Origin of the sequence: Paraburkholderia nodosa, from assembly GCF_001718195.1 — a bacterium.
In the GTDB taxonomy this organism is placed as follows: Bacteria; Pseudomonadota; Gammaproteobacteria; order Burkholderiales; family Burkholderiaceae; genus Paraburkholderia; species Paraburkholderia nodosa_A.
This window is the reverse complement of sequence record NZ_MCNV01000012.1, coordinates 155,072-174,703: the sequence shown is the minus strand read 5'-3', so window position 1 is coordinate 174,703 and position 19,632 is coordinate 155,072. Positions and strand designations below refer to the sequence as shown.

Sequence of the window (19,632 nt, the reverse complement as noted above, 5' to 3'; positions counted from 1 at the left end):
CATAGTCGGTTGCATTGGATTGGGCCTTGTAAAGACACGTCACTCACGCCCCTACCTAACGTTTGTTAGGTTAACAATAGAAGGTACAATGAGCGGTGTCAACACCCATTTCCTGTTTGCGGAGGCTGAAGCAGTGAGAAATGACGCGAGCTCAAACTCGAGGGAGAGAATCCTGGCGGCCGCCACGAGGCTCGCGCAGGCGCACGGCTATGGCGGTTTGAACTATCGTGATCTTGCGGACGAGGTTGGTATCAAGGCCGCGAGCATCTACCACCACTTCGAAAGCAAGGCTGATCTCGGCGCCGCGGTAGCGAGGCGTTACTGGGAGGATTCCGCGGCGGCTCTCGATGACATGCTGGCCAGATCGCAGGATCCGCTGCACTGCCTGCGTCACTATCCAGACACATTCCGCAAGGCGCTTGAGACCGGCAATCGCATATGCCTTTGCAGCTTCATGGCCGCCGAAACTGACGACTTGCCGGATGTCGTGATGAATGAAGTCCTGACCTTTGCCGACGTGAACGTCGCGTGGCTGAGCAAGGTTCTGTCCGCAGCGGCGGTGGTCGGTTCCCGGGAGAGCAAACAGCGCGCTCGCGCTATCTTTGCTGCCATCGCCGGCGCTCAGCTCATTGCGAAGAGCCGTTCTGATATCTCTCTCTATGACGCACTCATCGAAAGCTATCGAAAAGCTGGACTTTTGCCCGCATGAGGCGCAGGGCCTGCCGGAAAAACCGGTACGAGAGACGACCACCTGAGCCGTCCACGATGGCTTGCGCACGAACGGTGGAGCGTCAGCTGCGCGCTCGACAGCGGACCGACGCTGCTACGCCGGCCCGAGCCCGTGTCGGAGGGTATGCACGCGTCTCTAGAATATCGTGCGAAGTCCGACTGCCACGCCCACCTGATTGGTGCGGCCAATGGTGTTGGTCGGAATGCCCTCGCCGTTGACCCCGCCCGGGTAGTCGGCGGAGAAGGCGCCTGTGCCGCGCGCGAAGTCCGTGATCCCGTAGACTTCCGTGCGCTTCGTGAACGAGTATTCGGCGAGAACGGTAGCCGATTGGTTTATCCCCCTGCCGAGGGTGCCGTCGAGCAGTTCTGCGTTGCGCGTCTGCCCGTAGTAGTAGGCGAACGTGAACAGCAGCGCAGGCATGGCGTGCCAGTTCGCACCGATGTACCAGGTGTCGTCGATACGGTTGGGGCTGCCGCTACCCTTCAGTGTCGGCGCGCCAGATTGCTGCATATAGCTATCAGTCAAACCAGTCCGGTCCTGCCCCCGCAGCCAGCCGGCCAGCAGGCGGATGTCGTGGGTGATCTGAAACGCGCCGCTGATGTGCAGGAAGTTGGTCTTGGTGCCATTGATCGAGCTGCCGACACTGGTGCCAACCGAAGAGCCAGTCGCAGATGTCGGAACGGAGACCTGCTGGAAGCCTGCGTTGAGCATGGCTGGGCCGTACGTGTAAGTCAGTTCCACGGCATAGGTGGCGCCGAGACCGAGCGCGCCCGGCTGGTTGCCAAAGCCGTAAAGGGCATTGATATCCAGGCCATCGAAGCTGCCCTTGTACTTGACCGAGTTGTTGACTTCCAGGTAAGGACCGATGCCGTTATACATCCAGCTGTTTTGCCAATAGTTGCCAACGGTCAGCGGGTCGAAGATATCGCCCAAGGTGTCGTAGGCCGGCGCATATTGCCTGCCAAAGGTCAGCGAGCCCCACGTTTTGTTGGACAGACCCACGAAAGCTTGCCGACTGAACAGTGTGCCGGGCACGTGTAGCTGCCCATTGAACGCTTCGAAGCCGTTCTCGAGGCGGAAGATTGCGGACCAGCTGTCGCCCAGATCCTCACTGCCCCTCAAGCCCCAGCGGCTGTGGGTTTCCGGGCCGGACGTCATCGCAACCTGGTCATTGCCACCCGGGCCAGCATTCGTCTGATACCGAATGGCTTCATCGACGATGCCGTACAGCGTGACCGAGCTTTGTGCGAATGCCGACGATGCCGCTGCAACGAACAGCGCGCCAGTGGCACTGAAAATAAGTATTTTTTTCATTGGCAATCCACAGTAATTGATGGGTAACTGGGAAAGTCTTTTCGCGCTCGAACCAAAAGGCCGTGAACGGGAGCGTAGCGTGTCATTTCATTGCCGCACAGCTATTCGTTACAGGGTGTTGTTTATCTGCTGTGCCGGGATAGGTAGGTGCAAATCGTCTGATAACTCTATGTTCGGGAAAACGACCTGGCTGTTGGGCCTCGATGCGCCGCGCCGCTTTGAGCACGAGGCAAGCTATTCAACGCTGCGGCAGTGGAGCTATAGTGTAAAGAATGAATTAAGCGAAACAATACTTTCTTCTGTTGCGCGGTTCACAGGATTTGGCTTTCTGCGAGAGTTCGCCGCAGGATCGAGTCCAGCCTCACACGACCGCTCGCGTACTCGATGGGACCACCCGGCCGGCTTCTGCGCGTCCGACTTGCTACACTGCGGTGGTAGTTGCGCCTGGCGCATTTCACCGCGTAAAAGACACGTCAATCGCCGTTGCCCGTCTGAAACGTCTGAAATGTCTGAAATGTCTGAAGCAGGTCGAGGCTCTCGCAGGCGCCTCCGGGACGGACCCGGTGCCGCACTCCCGAGATTGGCCCGGAGGTTCATCATGTTCACGACATTTTCCCGCCTGTCGAGAACCGTCCTGGTTGTGGCTGTGTGTACTGCATCGACAGCAGCCTTTGCCAGGCACGCGAGGCAGCCAGAGGTGCCCCCAGAATCGATTTCCTCCCTGTTACTGAGCGACGACGAACGCATTGAGTACTGCGCAGAGATGCACCGCGCGTCGACGCTCGACGAACGTCGGATGGTCGTGGAGCGCATGCGCAGTACGCTCATTCCCCGCGCAAAAGCGCAAGATCTCTCCCTCCCGCGCTGGTTGCTGGAAGGACGTCCGATGAACGGGTTCGGCGGCCCCAATGGCGTCATACCCGGACTGGATTGCGAATCGGGTATCAGCAGACCCCACGCACATGCCATCGCGCCTGCGCGGCAGGCACCCGACCACAAGACGCCCCCCACTGAGGCGCCGCCCAGCAAGACGCCTGTTCAGGAGATCCCAGCCAGCGACATACCGGTCGGACACGACCGCGGTATCGCCTATGTCACGGGCGGCGTGGGCGAGGATGAAGCCACTACGCTTCGCAGGCTCGCGCCCGGCTATAGCATGCGGGCAACATTCACCGCCGCATCGGGCGAGTACCTGTCGGGTGTCGCCGTGCAGATATTCGGGTCCAACGGGAAGGTCGTCTTTGCCGGCACATCGGCCGGCCCCTACCTGTTCGCGCGGCTGCCCCCTGGCCACTACCGCGTCGTTGCCACATTCGACGGCGTGGAGCGGACTCGCGCGCTCTATGTTCCCACCCGCGGCAGCGTCCGATTCACACTGACATGGTCGACGTCGCGCGCGGCTTCGTCCAGCTGAGTTCTCCGGACGTGCCGCCTGCCGCGAAGGCGCGGATGACCACTGATCCTGGACAGCAGCCAGCAGCCGCCCGTGGGGCGGCCATATCGGGGGAACGGCGAAGCCGCACCCTCGCGCAAACGAAAGGGCGGCCCGCCAAAGGCCAGGGTTACTGACCCACTTCCTTGATGGTCAATGCGTTCTTGACCGAGGTCACGCCGGCAACGCCCTGTGCGACTTGAGCGGCCTTGTCGACCTGCGAGGAATCCGGAACGGTGCCTTCCAACGTCACCACGCCATCGCGAGCGCGAATCACAATATTTTCCGGCTTGATGTCCTTCGCGTGATCCAGTGCGGCACGCACTTTCTTTTCCAATGCGTGGTTGGCCTGCTTCGACGTTTGCGAAGTGGCAGGCGCCGTGCCTGTATCGTTCCCCTGCGCCCATGCGCTGACCGAAGCGGCGACGATCAGTGCGCCACCAGCCAGCTTGATTGCCTGAATACCCTTCATTCTCTTTCTCCTTTTTCAGAGTTACGACGAATCCGAACAGTGGTCTCACAGAGACACTAACGGAACGCAGGAAAACTAATGCAGCTGCGCCGACAGGTTTGTCAGGAAGCTCAAGGCCACCGCATGAATTGTACGAGGATGCTCAATTCTTCGCCGCGCCGGCGGCCGGCACGGCCCGCACGTTTTGCGCGGTAGCGCGGACAGAGGTCGGCCATAAAGAGACAACTGCGTCGCGAACACGAATGTCGTTGTGCGAAACCAGTCCGTCACACTCATGTCGGTGGCAGTCCCAAAGCTGCGGATACGGGCGTCATTTGGGTGGTGGGGATCTCTGCTGAATCATGCAAAATAGTCGGCATCCAGGATGCGGAGGCCGGTTGTGGGCGTGAACTTTGACTTGAATGACTTGCAGGCGTTTCGGGCGGTGGTGGAGCTGGGAAGCTTCCGAAAGGCCGCCGAGGCGGTGAGCATATCCCAGCCAGCGTTGAGCCGTCGGATCGACAAGCTCGAGGAAGCGCTCGGCGTGCGTCTCATCGAGCGCACCACGCGCAGCGTCACGCTCACCACCGTCGGCCGCGTGTTCGCCCAAAGCGCAGAACAACTGCTCGATGATCTTGACGTCGCGCTGCTCGGCATTCGCGATGTTTCATCGAGCCACTTGGGTCATGTGACTATCGCATGCGTGCCTTCGGTGGCGTATTACTTTCTGCCGAGCGTCATCGCGAGCTATCATCGCCGCTTTCCACGCATCCGGGTCAAGCTCCTCGATTCGAGCGCTAACGAGGTGCTTGGCGCCGTCATCAGCGGCGAGGCTGATTTCGGCGTGAGCTTCATGGGCAGTCAAGAGTCCGAGATCGAGTTCAAAGTCCTGCTGCAGGAGCGGTTCGTTGCTGCCTGCCGCCGCGACCATCCGCTTGCACGCAAGAAGCGCGTGACCTGGGACGAGCTCTACGAACACGACTACGTCTCGGTCGACAAGACTTCCGGTAACCGCCTGTTGCTCGACCAGGCGCTCACTGCCGTGGCGCCGCGAGCACCGAGCGTTTGCGAGACCCGGCACGTGACGACCATGCTCGGATTGATCGAGGCGGGGCTCGGCGTCGCCGCCGTGCCCTCAATGGCCATGCCCGGACATGACCATCCAATCCTCACGAGCGTGCCGCTCGTCGAACCGGTGGTGAAACGACGCGTGGGAATCGTAAGACGGCGCGGACGGCCGCTCACACCGGCTGCACAGGAGTTTCACCGGACGATCATCGAGACGAAGCGTGCCGGCGTCGCACGCAGTGATGCCGTGGGCAACAGCGCGACGACGGCGAAGACGAGAAGGAAGACCGCATCGTGAGGCTGGCTGAGACAAGCCTTCCCATGGTTCCGCCTCAATGCGCGGAGACGGAATCGAGCCCGGTCGATCTCACTTCGGCTTGCACATCGGGCGATGCGAGATAGTCGAGGAGCGCCTTCGCTTCCTTCGGATGCTGCGCGCCTACGGGGATGCCGCCGGCGAAACGCGTGACGGACTGCAGAGACTCGGGAATCTTGCCAACGAACGTTGCCCCCTGGACAGGCAGCAATTCGCTCACCTGCTGGAAGCCGACTTCGTAGTCACCGTTCGCCACCACCGACGCCACCGGAATGCGCGGAATCATCTTCGCTTTCGACCTGACCTGATCCTCGATACCGAGCTTCCTGAACAACTCTCGCTCGATATAGACGCCGCTCGCGCTGTCCGAGTAGGCAATCGACTTCGCGTGCAGCAAGGTCTGCTTGAGGCCTTCCGTCGAGCCGATGTCGGGCTTTGCCGCACCTTCACGCACGACCATGCCGATGCGCGAATCGGCGAGCTCGACCCGCGATCCGGGAATGACCTTGCCTTGCTTGATCAGGTCGTCGAGTGCGTAGCCGACCATGATGACGACGTCCGCAGGCTCGCCACGCTCGAGCCGGTTGGGGATCGCTTCGGGCGATTTGCCCATCGACGGGCCGAGCGCGGTGTCGAGCGTGTTGCCCGTCTGGGAAGCGAACCTCGGGCCGAGCACCTTGTACGCAGCGGTGAAGCCCCCCGAGCTCATGACGTGCAGGTCGGCGGCCTGCACGTTCGCCGCAGCGGCCGAGGTTGCGACGAGCGCTGCCGCGCAAAGTTTCGGAAGCAGGTTTCTCATGGTCGTGGTCGTGCTGGGTTGCGATGCGAGCGGGGGAAACGCATCAGTGCGCCGGTGTCAGTGTCACTGCGCGGCGGCGATAGAGCGCGAACGTCGCCAAAAGGGCGCACGCTGCGGCCAGGCTCATCCAGTAGCCGGGTGCGGCCTTGTCGCCGGTCATATGAATGAGCGCCGTCGAGATCGCCGGCGTGAAGCCTCCGAACACGGCCGTAGCGAGACTGTAGGCGAGCGAGAAGCCAGCAACGCGTACCTGCACCGGCATCACTTCCGTGAGCGCGACGACCATCGCGCCATTATAGATTCCGTACATGAAAGAGAGCCAAAGGAGGACGAGCAGCATGTTGACGAAGCTCGGCGCGTGAGCGAGCAGCGACAGGGCCGGGTATGCGGTCGCGATAGCGAGCACCGTCATGCCGACGAGGAGCGGCCGGCGGCCGATCTTGTCGGAGAGTGCCCCGCCGATCGGCAGCCACACGAAATTCGACACGCCGACACAGAGCGTCACGAGCAGACTGTCGGCGGTGCTCAGGTGCAGGACCGTCTTGCCGAAGGTCGGCGCGTAGACGGTGATGAGATAGAAGCTCGTGGTGGTCATCGCCACCAGCATCATGCCGGCGACGACGACGGCCCAGTTCTGGACCAGCGTGCCGAATACTTCTTTCATGCTCGGGCGATGCTGGCGCGCCTTGAACTCCTGCGTTTCCTCCAGATTGCGACGCAGCATGAAGATAAACGGCACGATCATGCAGCCGACGAAGAACGGTACGCGCCAGCCCCACGCGGCGATGGCCGGTGCGCTCAGCCACTGGTTGAGCGCAAAGCCGAGGCCCGCAGCGACGACGATCGCGACCTGCTGGCTCGCCGACTGCCAGCTCGTGAAGAAGCCCTTGCGGCCGGGCGTGGCCATCTCGGCGAGATACACCGACACGCCACCCAGTTCGGCGCCCGCCGAGAAGCCCTGTAGCAGCCGCCCGAGCAGCACGAGCGCGGGCGCGAGAAGTCCGATCGTCGCATAGCCCGGTACGAACGCGATCAGGATGGTGCCGCTCGCCATGATGGAAAGCGTAGCGATGAGGCCCTTGCGGCGGCCGACGTCGTCGATGTAGGCGCCAAGCACGATGGCGCCCAGCGGCCGCATCAGGAAGCCGGCACCGAAGACCGCGAACGTCATCATCAACGAGGCGAACTCGCTCCTGGCGGGAAAGAAAACGTTGGCGATCTGCGTGGCGTAGAAGCCGAACAGGAAGAAGTCGAACTGCTCGAGGAAATTCCCGCCTGTTACGCGGAAAACCGCGGCGGCCTTTGAATGTCTGGTCGAAAGGTTAGACGAGGGGTCCATCGAGGTGTCTCCTGAATTCTGGAACATACGCGGCGTTCCGGTCGATTGTGGCTTTCGCCATATTCGCCCGGAGCCGGCAAAACGATAAGTGCAATTTTCTGAACGATTGATGTTCTGTGGTTATCAATCGATGTCGAAGCCGCCGCGACCTTTCGTGCCGCGGCCTCGACTCAACTGGCAGTGGTCAGGGATCCGACGACCAGTTACGCGGCGGAGAGGGAGTGTCGCCGCCACCCGGTTACCCGCGAGAGAGCAAATTGACTTCGGTTGAGATCCTTACCCCATGTGAAGCCCACCATTCAGCGAGAAGTCCGCTCCAGTCGAAAAGGCCGCTTCATCGCTGGCGAGCCACGAGACAATTGAAGCGATCTCATTGGCTTCTCCGAGGCGCCTGACTGGAATGCTCTGGACGATGGCATCAAGCACTTCGGGACGAACGGCCCGAACCATATCCGTCCCGATGTACCCGGGGGATACCGTATTCACCGTGATGCCCTTTGTCGCGACTTCCTGGGCAAGCGCCATCGTAAAGCCATGAATGCCTGCCTTTGCGGTCGAGTAGTTGGTCTGGCCGAACTGTCCTTTTTGTCCATTCACGGAGGAGATGTTGATGATGCGCCCCCATCCCCTTCCGACCATCCCGTCGATGACCTGCTTGGTCACATTGAAAAGACTGGTCAGATTCGTGGCAATGACTTCGTTCCAGTTCTCACGTGACATCTTGCGAAACACGCCGTCTCGCGTAATGCCCGCGTTGTTCACCAGCACATCGATCTCGCCGATCTCCTTCTTTACCTTGGCGAAGGCGACCTCAGTTGATTCCCAGTCCGCGACGTTGCCCTCCGAGGCGGTGAAGGAAAAACCGAGTGCAGCCTGCTCGGTCAGCCACCGCTCGCGACGCAATGAATTTGGCCCACAGCCGGCGACTACGGTAAATCCGTCGTTATGGAGCCGCTGGCATATTGCGGTTCCGATTCCGCCCATGCCCCCTGTTACATAAGCAATTCGCTGTGCCATTGTTGCCGCCTCCCATGCGCTACGTTGGTAGATCGAAACGCTTTCAGGTACAGCTACGATGAGTCGCGTTTTACACGCACTCGAAAATCGCGTTAGAACTGTTGGACAACTCGCGAAAACCCGAAACTCATTGCTTTACATGCTGATACGGGCGCTTTGCATAACCATCCGCTCTTGCGCGAACGCGAGCGAAGCGAAGGTTTAAGGCGTTGCCCCTGGCGACGGGCCATGCTTTACAAACCCCCGGATTACCTCGGCTGCTCTCAGGTTTCCGCGCTCCTCCAGCTTCCTGGCGAGGGCGCGTGTGAATATTTTCAACTCCTCAGGTCCGTGCGCGGCCTCGAACTGAAGAAGGGTTTCCCTGATGGCTGCCTGCATGCTTTCTTCATGCAGCATGCTTGCGATGTGGGAAGCACTTCGCGCCAGTTCCATATCATGCTCGATCAACCACTGCCTATCCGCCCTGTAGCGACCTGTCGTCATATCCGCACCTTTCGCACTAGTTGTTCGAGACGCGTTCTACTCGAATGTCGACGGGAAGCCAGAGCTGTTCACGCCTAATGGTTCACTCAAAATTGCTCCGACCGCAGCGAATCGAATTCGTCACGGCAAAGATCGCTGAATCGGTTGAGAATGTCGATCGAGCCATCGGCGAGCATTTCGCGCAGTTCGAGGAAAGTTTTCTCCGGGGCATCATAGGTGTCCACAATCTTTCGCCCGATCTGATCGGCTTCAATGGAAACCTCGGTGGAGGATTGGACACGCATGCGACTTATCTTAGCGAACAGACTGACGAGTGCGGTAACGTCCGGCTCTTTGTGCTGTAGCGCGTGGACATAGCATTGCGATGCCTGCTCGATGAATTCTCTATAGAGGTCCTGTCGGCGGATGCGGTCGTGCGCGAGCCACTCTGCCCTTGCCTGCGTTCGTTGAGTAACAAGAGATGTCAGGCCGCCAATCGCTGCACCGAACAATGCCGCTGTAGCTGATAAGAGTGTTGCATTCATCGTATTCAATTGGCGACGGGCCGCCTGCCCTCCAATGTGTTTGCCAGGACATTGCAGGTCCACGTGCAGTCGGTCGGCAGCGGCATGTGATCCAATAGCCTTAAGCGCCTCGCCTTCACACTCCCTTCTGTGGTACGCGCACACTCGCGACTGCGCGCCTGGCATGCGACTCCGCCATGACACCGCTCTCTACCGAGACAAGAGCAAAGACTGTTAATAACATTAGATTCAATATTGATCGTTGTGTCAATTATGCGCAAGACACTCAACCCTCTCAAGAAATCAATTTTCCGAATGTCTGCTGCATCATTGGTGTTCCCGGACAACCTGTGGGCGAGTGGCACTGCCTTCACTAACCTCGAAGAACGCCGCGGCGTGATCGATAAACGCTCTAACCTTCGCTGGCAACATCGCGCGCCCTATATATGCCAGCCGGACCTCCGCCGCGGTATCCGCGATCTCGAAGTCTTCCAGCAGTCGAATGAGTCGTCCCGACTTGATGTCTTCTTCCACGAGCGCGATGGGAAGCAAACCGATGCCCAATCCCTCCAGAATGACGTCGCGGTTAAAGATCGGATTGTTCGACGATATCTCGTAGTTGATCGGGACGGCGATCTTCTCCTCTCCTGTCCGAAACGTGACAAACGGCTTGTGCATTGAAGGCGGAACCGTCACGAATGCATGTTGCTCGAGATCAGCAGGATGCCGTGGCCGAGGATGCGTGCCAAGGTAAGCTTCCGTTGTCACGATGACGAGCGGTAACCGCTGCAGAAGCCGTGTCACTGCCAGATCCGTCGCCAGCATGAATGGCAGCACGATACCCAGATCGTAACCGTCGGCCGTCAGGTCAACTGGCCGCTCAGTCAGCGTGATATCGAGCGTGACATTTGCGTGTTTCCGTCTGAACGACGCAATCAACGGCGGCAGCCACGTCAGGGCGGCCGTCGTGTGCGCAACCAGTCGTAACACTCCCGTCGGTAGCCGGCCGTGGTCCGCGGCGCTCGCTTCCATGCAATCCAGATCGTCGAGGACGCGGCAACACCCGTCGTAGAAGCACTCCGCAGCTTCCGTCAACGAAAATTGTCGAGTCGACCGGTGAAACAGTCGCGCCCCGAGGCGCTCTTCCAACGACGCAATCGCACGGGAGACGACCGAGGGTGACAGGCCCATCATTTCGCCAGCTCGCCGAAAGTTTTTGACTTCGACGATGGTGCGGAAAAGGCGCAAACTTTCGATATATTCCATCGTTGAGATAAACCAGGTGTCTCTGTTACGGCATTGCCGGTCGCGCTGAGGACATCGTCTTGTGACGTCTGAATCGCGAACCGATGACTACGGACCGCGAACCTGGCCTTTGACCGTCTGCGTGTTGCACATCCTGACGAACTGAAGCCCATCAGACAGGCTCATCAGAGCGACCGCGAGCGCATCAGCGCCTCCAGACCATAGCCTGTCGGCATCAGGCACGAACGCCCGCAAGCAGTTGCTGATATGGAAGAGCGTCTCGTGCCGCAATACATCAAGACGCTCCCCGAACAAATTATCTTGACGCGCGAGAAGTTGCGCTTCGATCCAAAGGGGGAAGCAATCGCTGTCAAATTCCCCATTGCCGTAGCAGGCGATCGCGCGTGCCAGCATCTCTTTGGGCGTGCCGCCCATTTCAATGAAGGCCTGCATGTTCTCGCGGGCCAGAACTGCGTCGCGCTGCAACAGCTCAACCAGCACGTCCCGTTTGCCGCGGAAGTTCGAGTAGAAGGCTCCGCGTGTGTAACCCGCCGCCCCGGCAATGTCCTCCACGCTCGTAGCGGCCACGCCCTTCTCAAGGAAAACGGTTCTTGCAGCGTCAAAGAGGCGCTCGCGGGTCTGCCGCTTCCTTTGTGCGTGTGTCAAACGTTCGTGCTTCATGATGTAGCGCTGGCGAGCGACGCCTTCTGCGTTCACCGGAACCGAGGCGCGCCAGCGGCGGGTTCTCAATGAGTCAACACACGTTCGGATCGCTCTATTTGTATATTACACTCACTTCTGATTTTTTAGTCAATTATAAAATTGAGGGCGTGAGCGAAAGAGATAGTGGCGTCAGGCGGCCTCGACTTCATTGGTCGACCGGGCGAGTTCGATCTCGCCCAGATAGACGCTTTCGCCCAGCTGACAGTCACGCGACGCATCGCCGAGGTCATGGCGTACCTCGATTCGATAGCGCCCGCTGTCTTTGGCCAGTCCTGCGAACCGAAAGTCGCCAAACGCGTCGGTGACGGTATCGGCAACCTTCTGGCCGCCCGTATACAACGCGACTGCGGCCGAAGCCACGCACTCGTCTACCTGCCCCACCCGTGCGCTGACGCTGCCGCCAATAAAGCAGGTATCCCAGCGTTCGAGGCCGCGATACCACACCCGGGGCTTTGTCTTGAGTTTGGGCTCCAGAACCCTGAGCCCTTCGCGTCGCGCTTTGTGTGCCATTGCAGCGTCATCGAGCCTGATGGTTTCGAAAACACCGGTAGGACATGACTGCCCGCATCGCGGCTGTTGCCAACCCTCGTCCAGCAGATGCGCGTCGAAGATCCAGATCTGTGGCAGTTGCAGTGCCTCGTTCCAGACGATCGCCCTGTACGGACAGGCTTTCACGATGTCCTTTCTGCCCCTGGCCTTCTCTGGATCGATGATGACGATACCGTCGGCGCGTTTGCGGATCGCATCGCCACCCACTCGCATGCATGGCGCGTCGTCACAGTGATTGCACATGACCGGCAGGTACGTCGTCTCGACCATGTGCGAGTCGCCCTGGACCCGGCGCAGGATGCGGATGGGGCTTTCGGCATCGACCGCTGCGGGTGCCGCGTACCCGGGAAAGTCGTTGCCCACGTGCTCGTCTCTCGCAGCGATCACGCAGTTCTGGCAGTTCTCACATTGCCCGACGTTGATAACCAGATTCCACTTGCTCATCGTGTGCTCCTCATGCTGCGCGGCCGAGCATGAACGCGTCGGCGCCTTTCCACTTTTCGACCTGCACGAGGCATGAATTCGGGCTCATACTGCTTGTCCCGGCCGTCTGGGGCCGGTCAGGCGTCAGCATGTTCATGCAGCCGCCGATCTCGACACGCTCACCGGCGATTTCGATGAGCTGGAATTCAGCGCTCGCCTCGTATGACTTCACGACGCCGACGGCCACCAGTGGCGACACGTCAGCCGCACAAATAACCGCGCCGCGGTCGTTGAAGACCTTGACGAGATCGCGATGGGCAATGCCCCGGGCCGCCGCGTCGGCGGGGCCGAGCCGCAGCAGCCAGAAGCGATGCCCACCGATCAACGCGCGATGATCGTCGATGCTGTTGACCGACGAATGCTTGCCGTCGCAATGAGTGTGGAAGCTGTACCGGCTATGAGTCGCAATCAGTTGCAGCGGATAGCGCTGGGCCAGCTCGCTGCGCAGCCCCTCCCACGACGGGATATACCGGTTCAGCGGCGGCCGCTCGGGGTTGTCGGCGGTGTGCCGCTTCAGCAACTCCGGCACGAACTCGAGCTTGCCGCTAGGCGTCTGCAACCCCATGCCGAACTTTTCGGCGTATTGCGAGGGCATCGGATGCGGTTCCTGCAGATCCTTGCGACGACCTTCCGCGAACCAGCGCATGTCCACCGGATGGCGCAGTTCAGGCTTTTCGGGCGGGACGACAAAATAGCCTTTGCGGCAGAAGTTGCGCCATGAAATGTGATCCGGCAGATCCGACGATTCGAATACCCTCTTGACCCAGTCGAGTTCGCCGCATCCTTCGGTGAACACGCCGCCGAGCCCGAGGCGGGTCAGAATCGCTGTGAAGATGTCATAGTCGGAGCGGGACTCGCCCAGCGGCTCGATGCATTTGTGTTGCATCATCACCATGCGGTGATTGACGGTGTTGAAGCCGTGATGCGCATACCCGCCCGAATTCGACCATTCGCCAATATCCCATCGTTCCAGGGACGTGCACGCCGGCAGAATGATATCGGCGAACTGCGCCTCGCCCTCCATCCAGATCGACTGATTGACCACGAACTCGATGCTGGGGTGCCGGTAGGCGTCGGCCCAGCGTCCGGATTTCGTGACCGTGCTGAAAGCAGATCCGCCATAGCGATAAATCATGCGGATCGGCGAATAGCCGGGCATTGGATAAGTAAACGGCGCGAACTGCGCTTCCTGAGACATACCGTCCCACAGGTATCCCGTTGCATGACCGTTGATGATGGCGTCGGGTAGCTGCTGCCGCGGAACCATCTGCTTGACGGGATTCATGGTCAGAATGTGCGGCATTCGCTGATAGTTGTTCACCGCATTGGCGGTCCACGCGAGATCACCGGACATGCCGCCGTCCGCGTAGCCCGGGAAATAGAAGTGCAGGTCGTGCGGAGCGCCGAGCTCCAGACATCCGAAATTGACGCCCGGTTTGCCCCATCCCTGCATGGCCATCATCATGATCATGCAGCGCGCCCACTGCGCCCCGGTCGCGCCGCGTCCTGCGCCGCCGAACCCCGCACCTGTCATACCGACCGCGAGATAGACCTTCTTCTTTCCCCAGAGGCGCGCGAGCGCCCGCACATCTTTCGCCGGCACGCCAGTCTCGGACTGCTGCCATTCGGGAGTCTTCGGGACCCCATCGGATTCCCCCAGCAGATAGGCGCGCCACTCATCGAAGCCGGTCGTGCGGGTCGCAACGTAATCCTCGTCGTACAGACCCTCCACGACCCAGACGTGCATGATGGCGGTCGCGAGGGCCGCGTCGGTTTGCGGACGCACGGGAATCCAGCGCCCACCCAGCAACTGTGCGGTCGGATTGCAGTGCGGATCGATGTGAACAAACTCGATACCCAGTTCCTTGGCCCATAGCCGCCGCGGCGTGCCCTCGAATCCCGCATATGCCCCGTTGGTGCTTTCCGGGTCGCACGACCAGAAGACAATCATTTCCGCTTCCCTCAGGCAGTCTTCGATGCCGCCATAGCCTGACGGAACGCCCACGCGCATCGAATTGCCAAAGTGATGCATCGCGCCCCAGTACCATCCTTCCCAGCTATCCGGGTTCGCAGCCACCCGGGTGAAGCCAATCAGGTTGGCAAAGCGCGTTAGCGCGCTCAGGTAGTAGCCGACATTGCCCCACTGGTGATGAGACGACATCGGGAACGTAATCGAACCGGGACCGTGAACGCGTTTTTGCCGGTTAATTTCTTTGGCGACGATGTCAAGGGCCTCGTCCCAGCTAACGGGTACATAGCCCGACTTGCCGCGGTTCTGCGGATTGCGTTCCCCGTCGGGATCGAAATCGACCCGCTTCAATGGACGAAGAATGCGCTTGTCCGAATAGACAAGCGACTTGATCGCCAGCGCGTGCGGCGCAACGAGGCCTCGCCGTGGCGGGCTGAAGCGGCGCCCGCGTGCCTCTATCTCCCAACTGGCAGCATCCTTGTCGTCCAGATCGACAGGCGTCACCCGAACGATGCGATCCTCCTTGACGTAGACGAACAGCGGCCCGCCGTTCGTACAGGTGGTGTACCGGCGCGTGCCATCTCGCATCGGCGTGCCCATCGGCAGGCCGATGGTTTGCATCATGCTGAGCGTCTGCATGAACCACACCAGCAGTTCATCGTCGCCCTCCGTCACGACTTTGAAGTTCTTCGCCGCATGAATAATGTCGGCATGATCCTGGCGCGGAGAAAGGAACTCGAGGGCCGTGGCGACGTCCTTGAACAGCATGCTCACTTCCGCATCCTGATACGAGCATGCTCGCGACCGGATGCGACCGTTCCTGATCTCAATGAGGCGACCGAGGCTCCGATCCATCAACCCGATCCAGGCAACCAGGTCTCGCTCCTTGAGGCGTTCACGATAGTCGGGGAAGCGGCGCGCCGTCAGAGCGAGTACCTTCGGCAGCGCGAACAGAATCGATTTGAGTACTTGTCGCTTCATCGTTTCATCCGGAATGACACATCGCTGCAGGGAGAAAAAACAAACGCATGCTTGACCGTAGCTACGTCCAGACACGCGTCAACTGCTTGAACCGAAGGGTCGCTTTCAACCTCTGTGCTGTGCATTGAAATCTCTAATGGTGAAACGCTGCCACCCTCGCAGGCGTCCGCCTGGGACGTCGCTCGTGTTGGGTTAGAACGTGTAGGCGACATTCAGGAAGACATTCACGGGATTGATCCGGATCGTTGACCGGGAAACGATTTGCGTCCCGTTCGCCGTCGTCCCGTCCAGTGTCAAGTGAGTCTTTACGGGAACGTAACCGACACTGGCTCCAACCGACCAGTGGTTTGAAATTGCGTAGTACGCCCCGAGTTCGAATACCGGATTCCATGACGAACTGAGTGATGCGTGCGCAGACCCGCCTGGACCGAGGCTGTCAGTGACAAACTGACTGTTGGTCGTGCGAACCTGTGTGAACCAGGTGTAGTTCACGCCTACCCCGACAAAAGGTCGGAATTTCGATTGGGCGTCGAGCAGGTGGTAACGAAGAACGATAGCGGGCGGCATCGGCCGCGTCGAGCCCAGGGTGCCATACTTCGCGAGCGCGCCATCACCGTCCAGATTCACTGTCAGCGGGAGCCCGATCAACGTGGCAACGCCAATGTGATCGGTGACGTAGTACTCGGTCGTGATCCCCAGCGTATCCGTGGGCGTCGCGTGCGCTCCGGAACCCGGTAGCTGCTGATTCACCGTCATTCCGCCCACGCTTTCCACGGTGAGCGGCGTTGCGCTGCTTTGCGGCGCGACGTGAAGCCACCCTGTCGCCACGGTAAAGCTCCCAGCGGTCTGGGCGTTTGCAGTAACGGCAAGCGCAGCCGAGCAGATACAAACCGCCAGACCGGCGCAGCGAATCGTTCTCCTGTCATTCCTCACGTGTCTTCTCCTGTCTCTTAGGCCGGGATTATTTGCTCGCACAGTTGTCACGTTCCGCTCAATGAACGGCACTGCGTTGTGTCGGCATTCATCTGTTTTAATCACAACCGGTAATGTCCGGCCAGTGTGTTATGTAGTCCTGCTAAGTTAAATGGGACCATTCTCTGACCTCTCCGATCTTTCCCTCCTGAGCGCTGCCTTCTGAACCGAAACAGAAATCGTCCAGTTGCAGGGTCCGCGGTCTTTCTTGCTGTTAGCGTTGCCTTATGATCGTCAGGCCCCCTCAGTAAACGCGCAGCGTATGCGCGTGAACGCGCTTAGCGTGTCTCGATCTGCTTAGTGCTCTTACTGTCGCCTGCCAGACCTGCCGACACAGACAGCGAAAAGGAGAAAGGAAAACGCCCTAGCGTAGTGCGCGCTAGCTCTTCTGATTCAGCACCGGGGAGATCGACGTGAACTGCAATCCCACGTGACGTGTCATCTGCAACGTTCACGGTCGCATTACCGACGCCAGCCTCGACGAGTGCCGACCGTAACGCGTCTGCCACTTCTCTGCGCTTCAGCGCCGGCTTGAATATCTTGCCGACGGCCGTCAGCGGCATCGAATCGACGACCCGTATGCCCTTCGGAAGCGCGGCGCGCTCGTTGATCCCGGCACGCAGAAACTCGGCAAGCTCCGCTTCGGTTGCGGCGACGCCGGGCTTGAGCTGGACATAGGCGACAGGCAGCTCGCCCGCGTGCATATCGGGACGCCCCACCGCAGCGGCAATCTGGACTGCCGGATGACGATGCAGTGCTTCCTCGATTGCCACAGGGTCGATATTGTGTCCACCCCGGATAATCAGTTCCTTCTTCCGCCCAGTGAGCCAGAAGTATCCGTCGGCATCACAGCGCCCCAGGTCTCCAGTATTGAGCCAACGTTCGCCGTCGCCGAGGTCTGTCCAGATTCCGCTGTCCTGCTCGGGCCTGGAATAACCAACAAACACATTTGGCCCGGAAATCACCAACTGGCCGACTTCATCGCCCGCGCAGTCCCGTACATACCGTCCCGCTTCATCCACCATCACGGCCTTCATTGCCTGGCCAGGCAGGCACAGACCAATCGAGCCCACCCTGCGCTCTCCAAATGGCGGATTGACGCTGCTGACGCAGGCGCCTTCAGTAAGCCCGTAACCTTCCAGGATGCGAATCCCTGTACGAAGCTCGAAACTGCGAAACAGCTCGACCGGCATCGGCGCGGCGCCGCACAGGCCATACTCGAGCGAGCTGATATCGTTCTCTCCAACTGGAACCTCCAGCAGCGAACCATAGAGCGTCGGAACAGCGCTGAAGAAGTTAATGCGGTAATGCTCGACTATTTCCCAGAAGCGCTTCACAACGCCCTCACCCCGATAGCCTTGCGGCGTGCCGAGGACGACGTGGGCACCACGCGAAAACGCCAGCAGTCCTGTCACCATCACAGCGTTGACGTGAAAAAGTGGCAGCCCGCAAAATATTGTCTTACCCGGGCCGATGGTTTCGCCAAAGAATTGCCCCGCATTCCATGCATTGGCCACTTCGTTGTGATGCCGGCGCATGGCAATTTTCGGTAGTCCGGTGGTGCCGCCCGTGCAGAAGCAGGACGAAACGTCATCGATGCTCGGTCGACGTGAGCCGTTGAGCACGACCCCGGACTCGCTCGAGTGAGCGGACGCGAAATCGTGAATCCGAAGCTGCGCTGGAACCACGCTTCGCATACCGCCCTCGCCATGCAGCCTGGCGTTCTCACCACGCTGCAGCATCCGTGACGCAAATCCCTTTTCGCCAGGAATCCGGTCGGCCAGGTTGACGAGCACCAGGTCCCGCAATGCGGGGACGCAATGCAATACCGGTTGCACTTTTTGCCACAGTTCAGTCCCAGCCCCAGGAAATGGCGCGAGGGTGACGAGCACACTGGCGCCCGAGGCATTGAGCAGTTCGCCTATTGCATCGCTTTCGAGCAGCGGATTGATCGCGCAGACAATCCCCGCTGCTTCTCCTCCCCAGATCACGAAATGCGTTTCCGGGAGATTCGGCAGCAAATAGGCAATGACCGTGTCCTTTTGCACGCCCAGTCGCGAAAACATGTTGGCAGTGCGCGTGATATCTCGCACCAGTTCGCCGTACGTCCAGCACTCGGGGCTGGCATAGTCGTCGGCTGTCAGGAAGAAAGAGAGCGCGGGCGCCGATGGATTGATGGCGGCGCCCCGGCGGATCATTTCGTAGGTACTCGACGGAAGATCAGCCAGTTGCCCCTGTGCTTCGACAGCAAGGACGTCCTGCGCGTTCGCGACGTCGTTCATGCTGCCTCTTCGACAACGAGGTTACGTTGCGTGCCCAGATTGATGGAGCGGTCGTAGCTGACGATCTGTGCCTCGACAACGTCCCCGATCTGAAGGTACTGCGGCCTGTCCTCCTGCATCTTCAGGAAAAGCCGCCACTTCTCCGCTTCAGGCAACTGCGCGGCAGCGCGTTGCTTCTCAGGTGAAGGAATGCTCAGTGCACAACCGGAGGGCGTACCCGTTGCGAGCAGGTCCCCGGTGCGCAGGTCCTGCACGCCAGACAGCTCAGACAGTGTCTCTGCGGGGCCATAGACCAGCCCGGCAGTCGTGTCATTCTGGCGCACGGTTCCGTTGACTGTCAGCGTCAGCACGAGCTCTTTCAACTTTGGCATGTCTTGCTTCTCGAGCAGGCAAAGATAAGGACCGACAGGACCAAAGGTCCGGTAGCTTTTGCCCTTGTAGAACTGCATCTGCGGAATCTGGATATCGCGCGCGGAGTAGTCGTTGACGATCACCGCCCCGGCAATGTACTCATGCAGGTTTTCGTCGGTGATCGTTTCACGGGACGTGATATCGCGTTTGAGGACGAGTCCGAGCTCGATCTCATAGTCGAGGAAGCGCACCGCGTCTGGTTTCACGACGGCCGAGTTGGCCGCAACGATGCAACTCGTTGCCTTCGTAAAGATCATGTTGAATTTCTTCACGTCCGGGTCCATGCCCGACTCGATCATATGTTGGCGATAGTTCGCGCCTTGACATATGAACTGCTGGTCGGTGGTCACAGGCGATAGCCACTGTACTTTTGCTTCGGGAATCGACGGTCCGTTGAGCGTCATAAGCCGCTCTACCGGATTGGCTGCGATAAATGCGCCTGTCGAGCTGAACTCGCCGGGAATCGGCGTGATGACGCCATCCGCGACGACACCCCACTGGGCGCGCCCATCATGAAGGTAATGCAGGACGTGAATTGCCATTGCAGAATGCTCCGGAGTCTGTG

Annotated in this window: 17 protein-coding genes; 3 read left to right on the top strand and 14 right to left on the bottom strand. The window is 59.9% G+C overall.

What is annotated here, in order from left to right:
- Positions 1–133 precede the first annotated feature (133 nt).
- Positions 134–709, top strand: coding sequence for a TetR/AcrR family transcriptional regulator (locus BFD71_RS21495; RefSeq protein ID WP_176732930.1), 576 nt, complete (start codon positions 134–136; stop codon positions 707–709).
- Positions 710–865: 156 nt separating this feature from the next.
- Here the strand turns inward: BFD71_RS21495 and BFD71_RS21490 are convergent, their stop codons facing one another.
- Positions 866–2,044 (bottom strand): porin, encoded by a 1,179-nt coding sequence (locus tag BFD71_RS21490; RefSeq protein WP_069266321.1) that lies wholly within the window; start codon positions 2,042–2,044, stop codon positions 866–868.
- A 598-nt stretch (positions 2,045–2,642) separates the two neighbouring features.
- Here BFD71_RS21490 and BFD71_RS21485 point away from each other — a divergent pair.
- Positions 2,643–3,458 (top strand): carboxypeptidase-like regulatory domain-containing protein, encoded by an 816-nt coding sequence (locus tag BFD71_RS21485; RefSeq protein ID WP_069266320.1) that lies wholly within the window; start codon positions 2,643–2,645, stop codon positions 3,456–3,458.
- Between the two features lie 148 nt (positions 3,459–3,606).
- Here BFD71_RS21485 and BFD71_RS21480 read toward each other — a convergent pair whose 3' ends face one another.
- Positions 3,607–3,948, bottom strand: a complete 342-nt coding sequence (locus BFD71_RS21480; RefSeq protein WP_069266319.1) for a BON domain-containing protein — start codon at positions 3,946–3,948, stop codon at positions 3,607–3,609.
- A 379-nt stretch (positions 3,949–4,327) separates the two neighbouring features.
- On the opposite strand from BFD71_RS21480, the gene BFD71_RS21475 reads away from it, so the two are divergent.
- Entirely contained in the window at positions 4,328–5,293 is a 966-nt protein-coding gene (locus tag BFD71_RS21475; protein ID WP_069266318.1) for a LysR family transcriptional regulator, read from the top strand.
- A gap of 34 nt (positions 5,294–5,327) precedes the next feature.
- On the opposite strand, the gene BFD71_RS21470 is transcribed toward BFD71_RS21475, so the two are convergent.
- From BFD71_RS21470 to BFD71_RS21415, 12 genes are all read right to left on the bottom strand, one after another.
- On the bottom strand, positions 5,328–6,110 hold the full coding sequence (locus BFD71_RS21470; RefSeq protein ID WP_069266317.1) for a substrate-binding domain-containing protein: 783 nt from the start codon (positions 6,108–6,110) through the stop codon (positions 5,328–5,330).
- 43 nt (positions 6,111–6,153) lie between these two features.
- Positions 6,154–7,449, bottom strand: a complete 1,296-nt coding sequence (locus BFD71_RS21465) for an MFS transporter (protein WP_069266316.1) — start codon at positions 7,447–7,449, stop codon at positions 6,154–6,156.
- A gap of 276 nt (positions 7,450–7,725) precedes the next feature.
- Complete coding sequence (locus BFD71_RS21460; RefSeq protein WP_069266315.1) at positions 7,726–8,466, bottom strand: 3-ketoacyl-ACP reductase; 741 nt, start codon at positions 8,464–8,466, stop codon at positions 7,726–7,728.
- Between the two features lie 201 nt (positions 8,467–8,667).
- Positions 8,668–8,898 (bottom strand): hypothetical protein, encoded by a 231-nt coding sequence (locus BFD71_RS21455; RefSeq protein ID WP_141710752.1) that lies wholly within the window; start codon positions 8,896–8,898, stop codon positions 8,668–8,670.
- Positions 8,899–9,035: 137 nt separating this feature from the next.
- On the bottom strand, positions 9,036–9,473 hold the full coding sequence (locus tag BFD71_RS21450; RefSeq protein WP_069266313.1) for a hypothetical protein: 438 nt from the start codon (positions 9,471–9,473) through the stop codon (positions 9,036–9,038).
- 306 nt (positions 9,474–9,779) lie between these two features.
- A complete protein-coding gene (locus tag BFD71_RS21445; protein WP_069266312.1) occupies positions 9,780–10,718 on the bottom strand; it encodes a LysR family transcriptional regulator in 939 nt (312 codons plus the stop codon).
- An 87-nt stretch (positions 10,719–10,805) separates the two neighbouring features.
- Positions 10,806–11,447, bottom strand: a complete 642-nt coding sequence (locus BFD71_RS21440; protein WP_256094843.1) for a TetR/AcrR family transcriptional regulator — start codon at positions 11,445–11,447, stop codon at positions 10,806–10,808.
- 102 nt (positions 11,448–11,549) lie between these two features.
- Positions 11,550–12,413, bottom strand: coding sequence for a 4Fe-4S dicluster domain-containing protein (locus tag BFD71_RS21435; protein ID WP_069266311.1), 864 nt, complete (start codon positions 12,411–12,413; stop codon positions 11,550–11,552).
- Between the two features lie 10 nt (positions 12,414–12,423).
- On the bottom strand, positions 12,424–15,402 hold the full coding sequence (locus BFD71_RS21430) for a molybdopterin-dependent oxidoreductase (protein WP_069266310.1): 2,979 nt from the start codon (positions 15,400–15,402) through the stop codon (positions 12,424–12,426).
- A 192-nt stretch (positions 15,403–15,594) separates the two neighbouring features.
- The gene (locus BFD71_RS21425; RefSeq protein ID WP_069266309.1) at positions 15,595–16,335 is read right to left on the bottom strand and encodes an OmpW/AlkL family protein; all 741 of its coding nucleotides are present in this window, start codon (positions 16,333–16,335) and stop codon (positions 15,595–15,597) included.
- 317 nt (positions 16,336–16,652) lie between these two features.
- Positions 16,653–18,656 carry an acyl-CoA synthetase gene (locus BFD71_RS21420; protein WP_069266308.1) on the bottom strand — a complete coding sequence of 668 codons (2,004 nt, stop codon included), beginning with the start codon at positions 18,654–18,656 and terminating at the stop codon, positions 16,653–16,655.
- Positions 18,653–19,609, bottom strand: a complete 957-nt coding sequence (locus BFD71_RS21415) for a fumarylacetoacetate hydrolase family protein (RefSeq protein ID WP_069266307.1) — start codon at positions 19,607–19,609, stop codon at positions 18,653–18,655. The genes BFD71_RS21420 and BFD71_RS21415 overlap by 4 nt, the downstream gene beginning before the upstream one ends.
- Positions 19,610–19,632 lie beyond the last annotated feature (23 nt).

What these genes read in the sequence shown, in the direction of transcription:
- BFD71_RS21490 (WP_069266321.1), bottom strand. Translation starts at nt 2,044, where the DNA reads ATGAAAAAAATACTTATTTTCAGTGCCACTGGCGCGCTGTTCGTTGCA.
- BFD71_RS21485 (WP_069266320.1), top strand. Translation starts at nt 2,643, where the DNA reads ATGTTCACGACATTTTCCCGCCTGTCGAGAACCGTCCTGGTTGTGGCT.
- BFD71_RS21480 (WP_069266319.1), bottom strand. Translation starts at nt 3,948, where the DNA reads ATGAAGGGTATTCAGGCAATCAAGCTGGCTGGTGGCGCACTGATCGTC.
- BFD71_RS21470 (WP_069266317.1), bottom strand. Translation starts at nt 6,110, where the DNA reads ATGAGAAACCTGCTTCCGAAACTTTGCGCGGCAGCGCTCGTCGCAACC.
- BFD71_RS21465 (WP_069266316.1), bottom strand. Translation starts at nt 7,449, where the DNA reads ATGGACCCCTCGTCTAACCTTTCGACCAGACATTCAAAGGCCGCCGCG.
- BFD71_RS21460 (WP_069266315.1), bottom strand. Translation starts at nt 8,466, where the DNA reads ATGGCACAGCGAATTGCTTATGTAACAGGGGGCATGGGCGGAATCGGA.
- BFD71_RS21455 (WP_141710752.1), bottom strand. Translation starts at nt 8,898, where the DNA reads ATGGAACTGGCGCGAAGTGCTTCCCACATCGCAAGCATGCTGCATGAA.
- BFD71_RS21450 (WP_069266313.1), bottom strand. Translation starts at nt 9,473, where the DNA reads ATGAATGCAACACTCTTATCAGCTACAGCGGCATTGTTCGGTGCAGCG.
- BFD71_RS21445 (WP_069266312.1), bottom strand. Translation starts at nt 10,718, where the DNA reads ATGGAATATATCGAAAGTTTGCGCCTTTTCCGCACCATCGTCGAAGTC.
- BFD71_RS21435 (WP_069266311.1), bottom strand. Translation starts at nt 12,413, where the DNA reads ATGAGCAAGTGGAATCTGGTTATCAACGTCGGGCAATGTGAGAACTGC.
- BFD71_RS21430 (WP_069266310.1), bottom strand. Translation starts at nt 15,402, where the DNA reads ATGAAGCGACAAGTACTCAAATCGATTCTGTTCGCGCTGCCGAAGGTA.
- BFD71_RS21420 (WP_069266308.1), bottom strand. Translation starts at nt 18,656, where the DNA reads ATGAACGACGTCGCGAACGCGCAGGACGTCCTTGCTGTCGAAGCACAG.
- BFD71_RS21415 (WP_069266307.1), bottom strand. Translation starts at nt 19,609, where the DNA reads ATGGCAATTCACGTCCTGCATTACCTTCATGATGGGCGCGCCCAGTGG.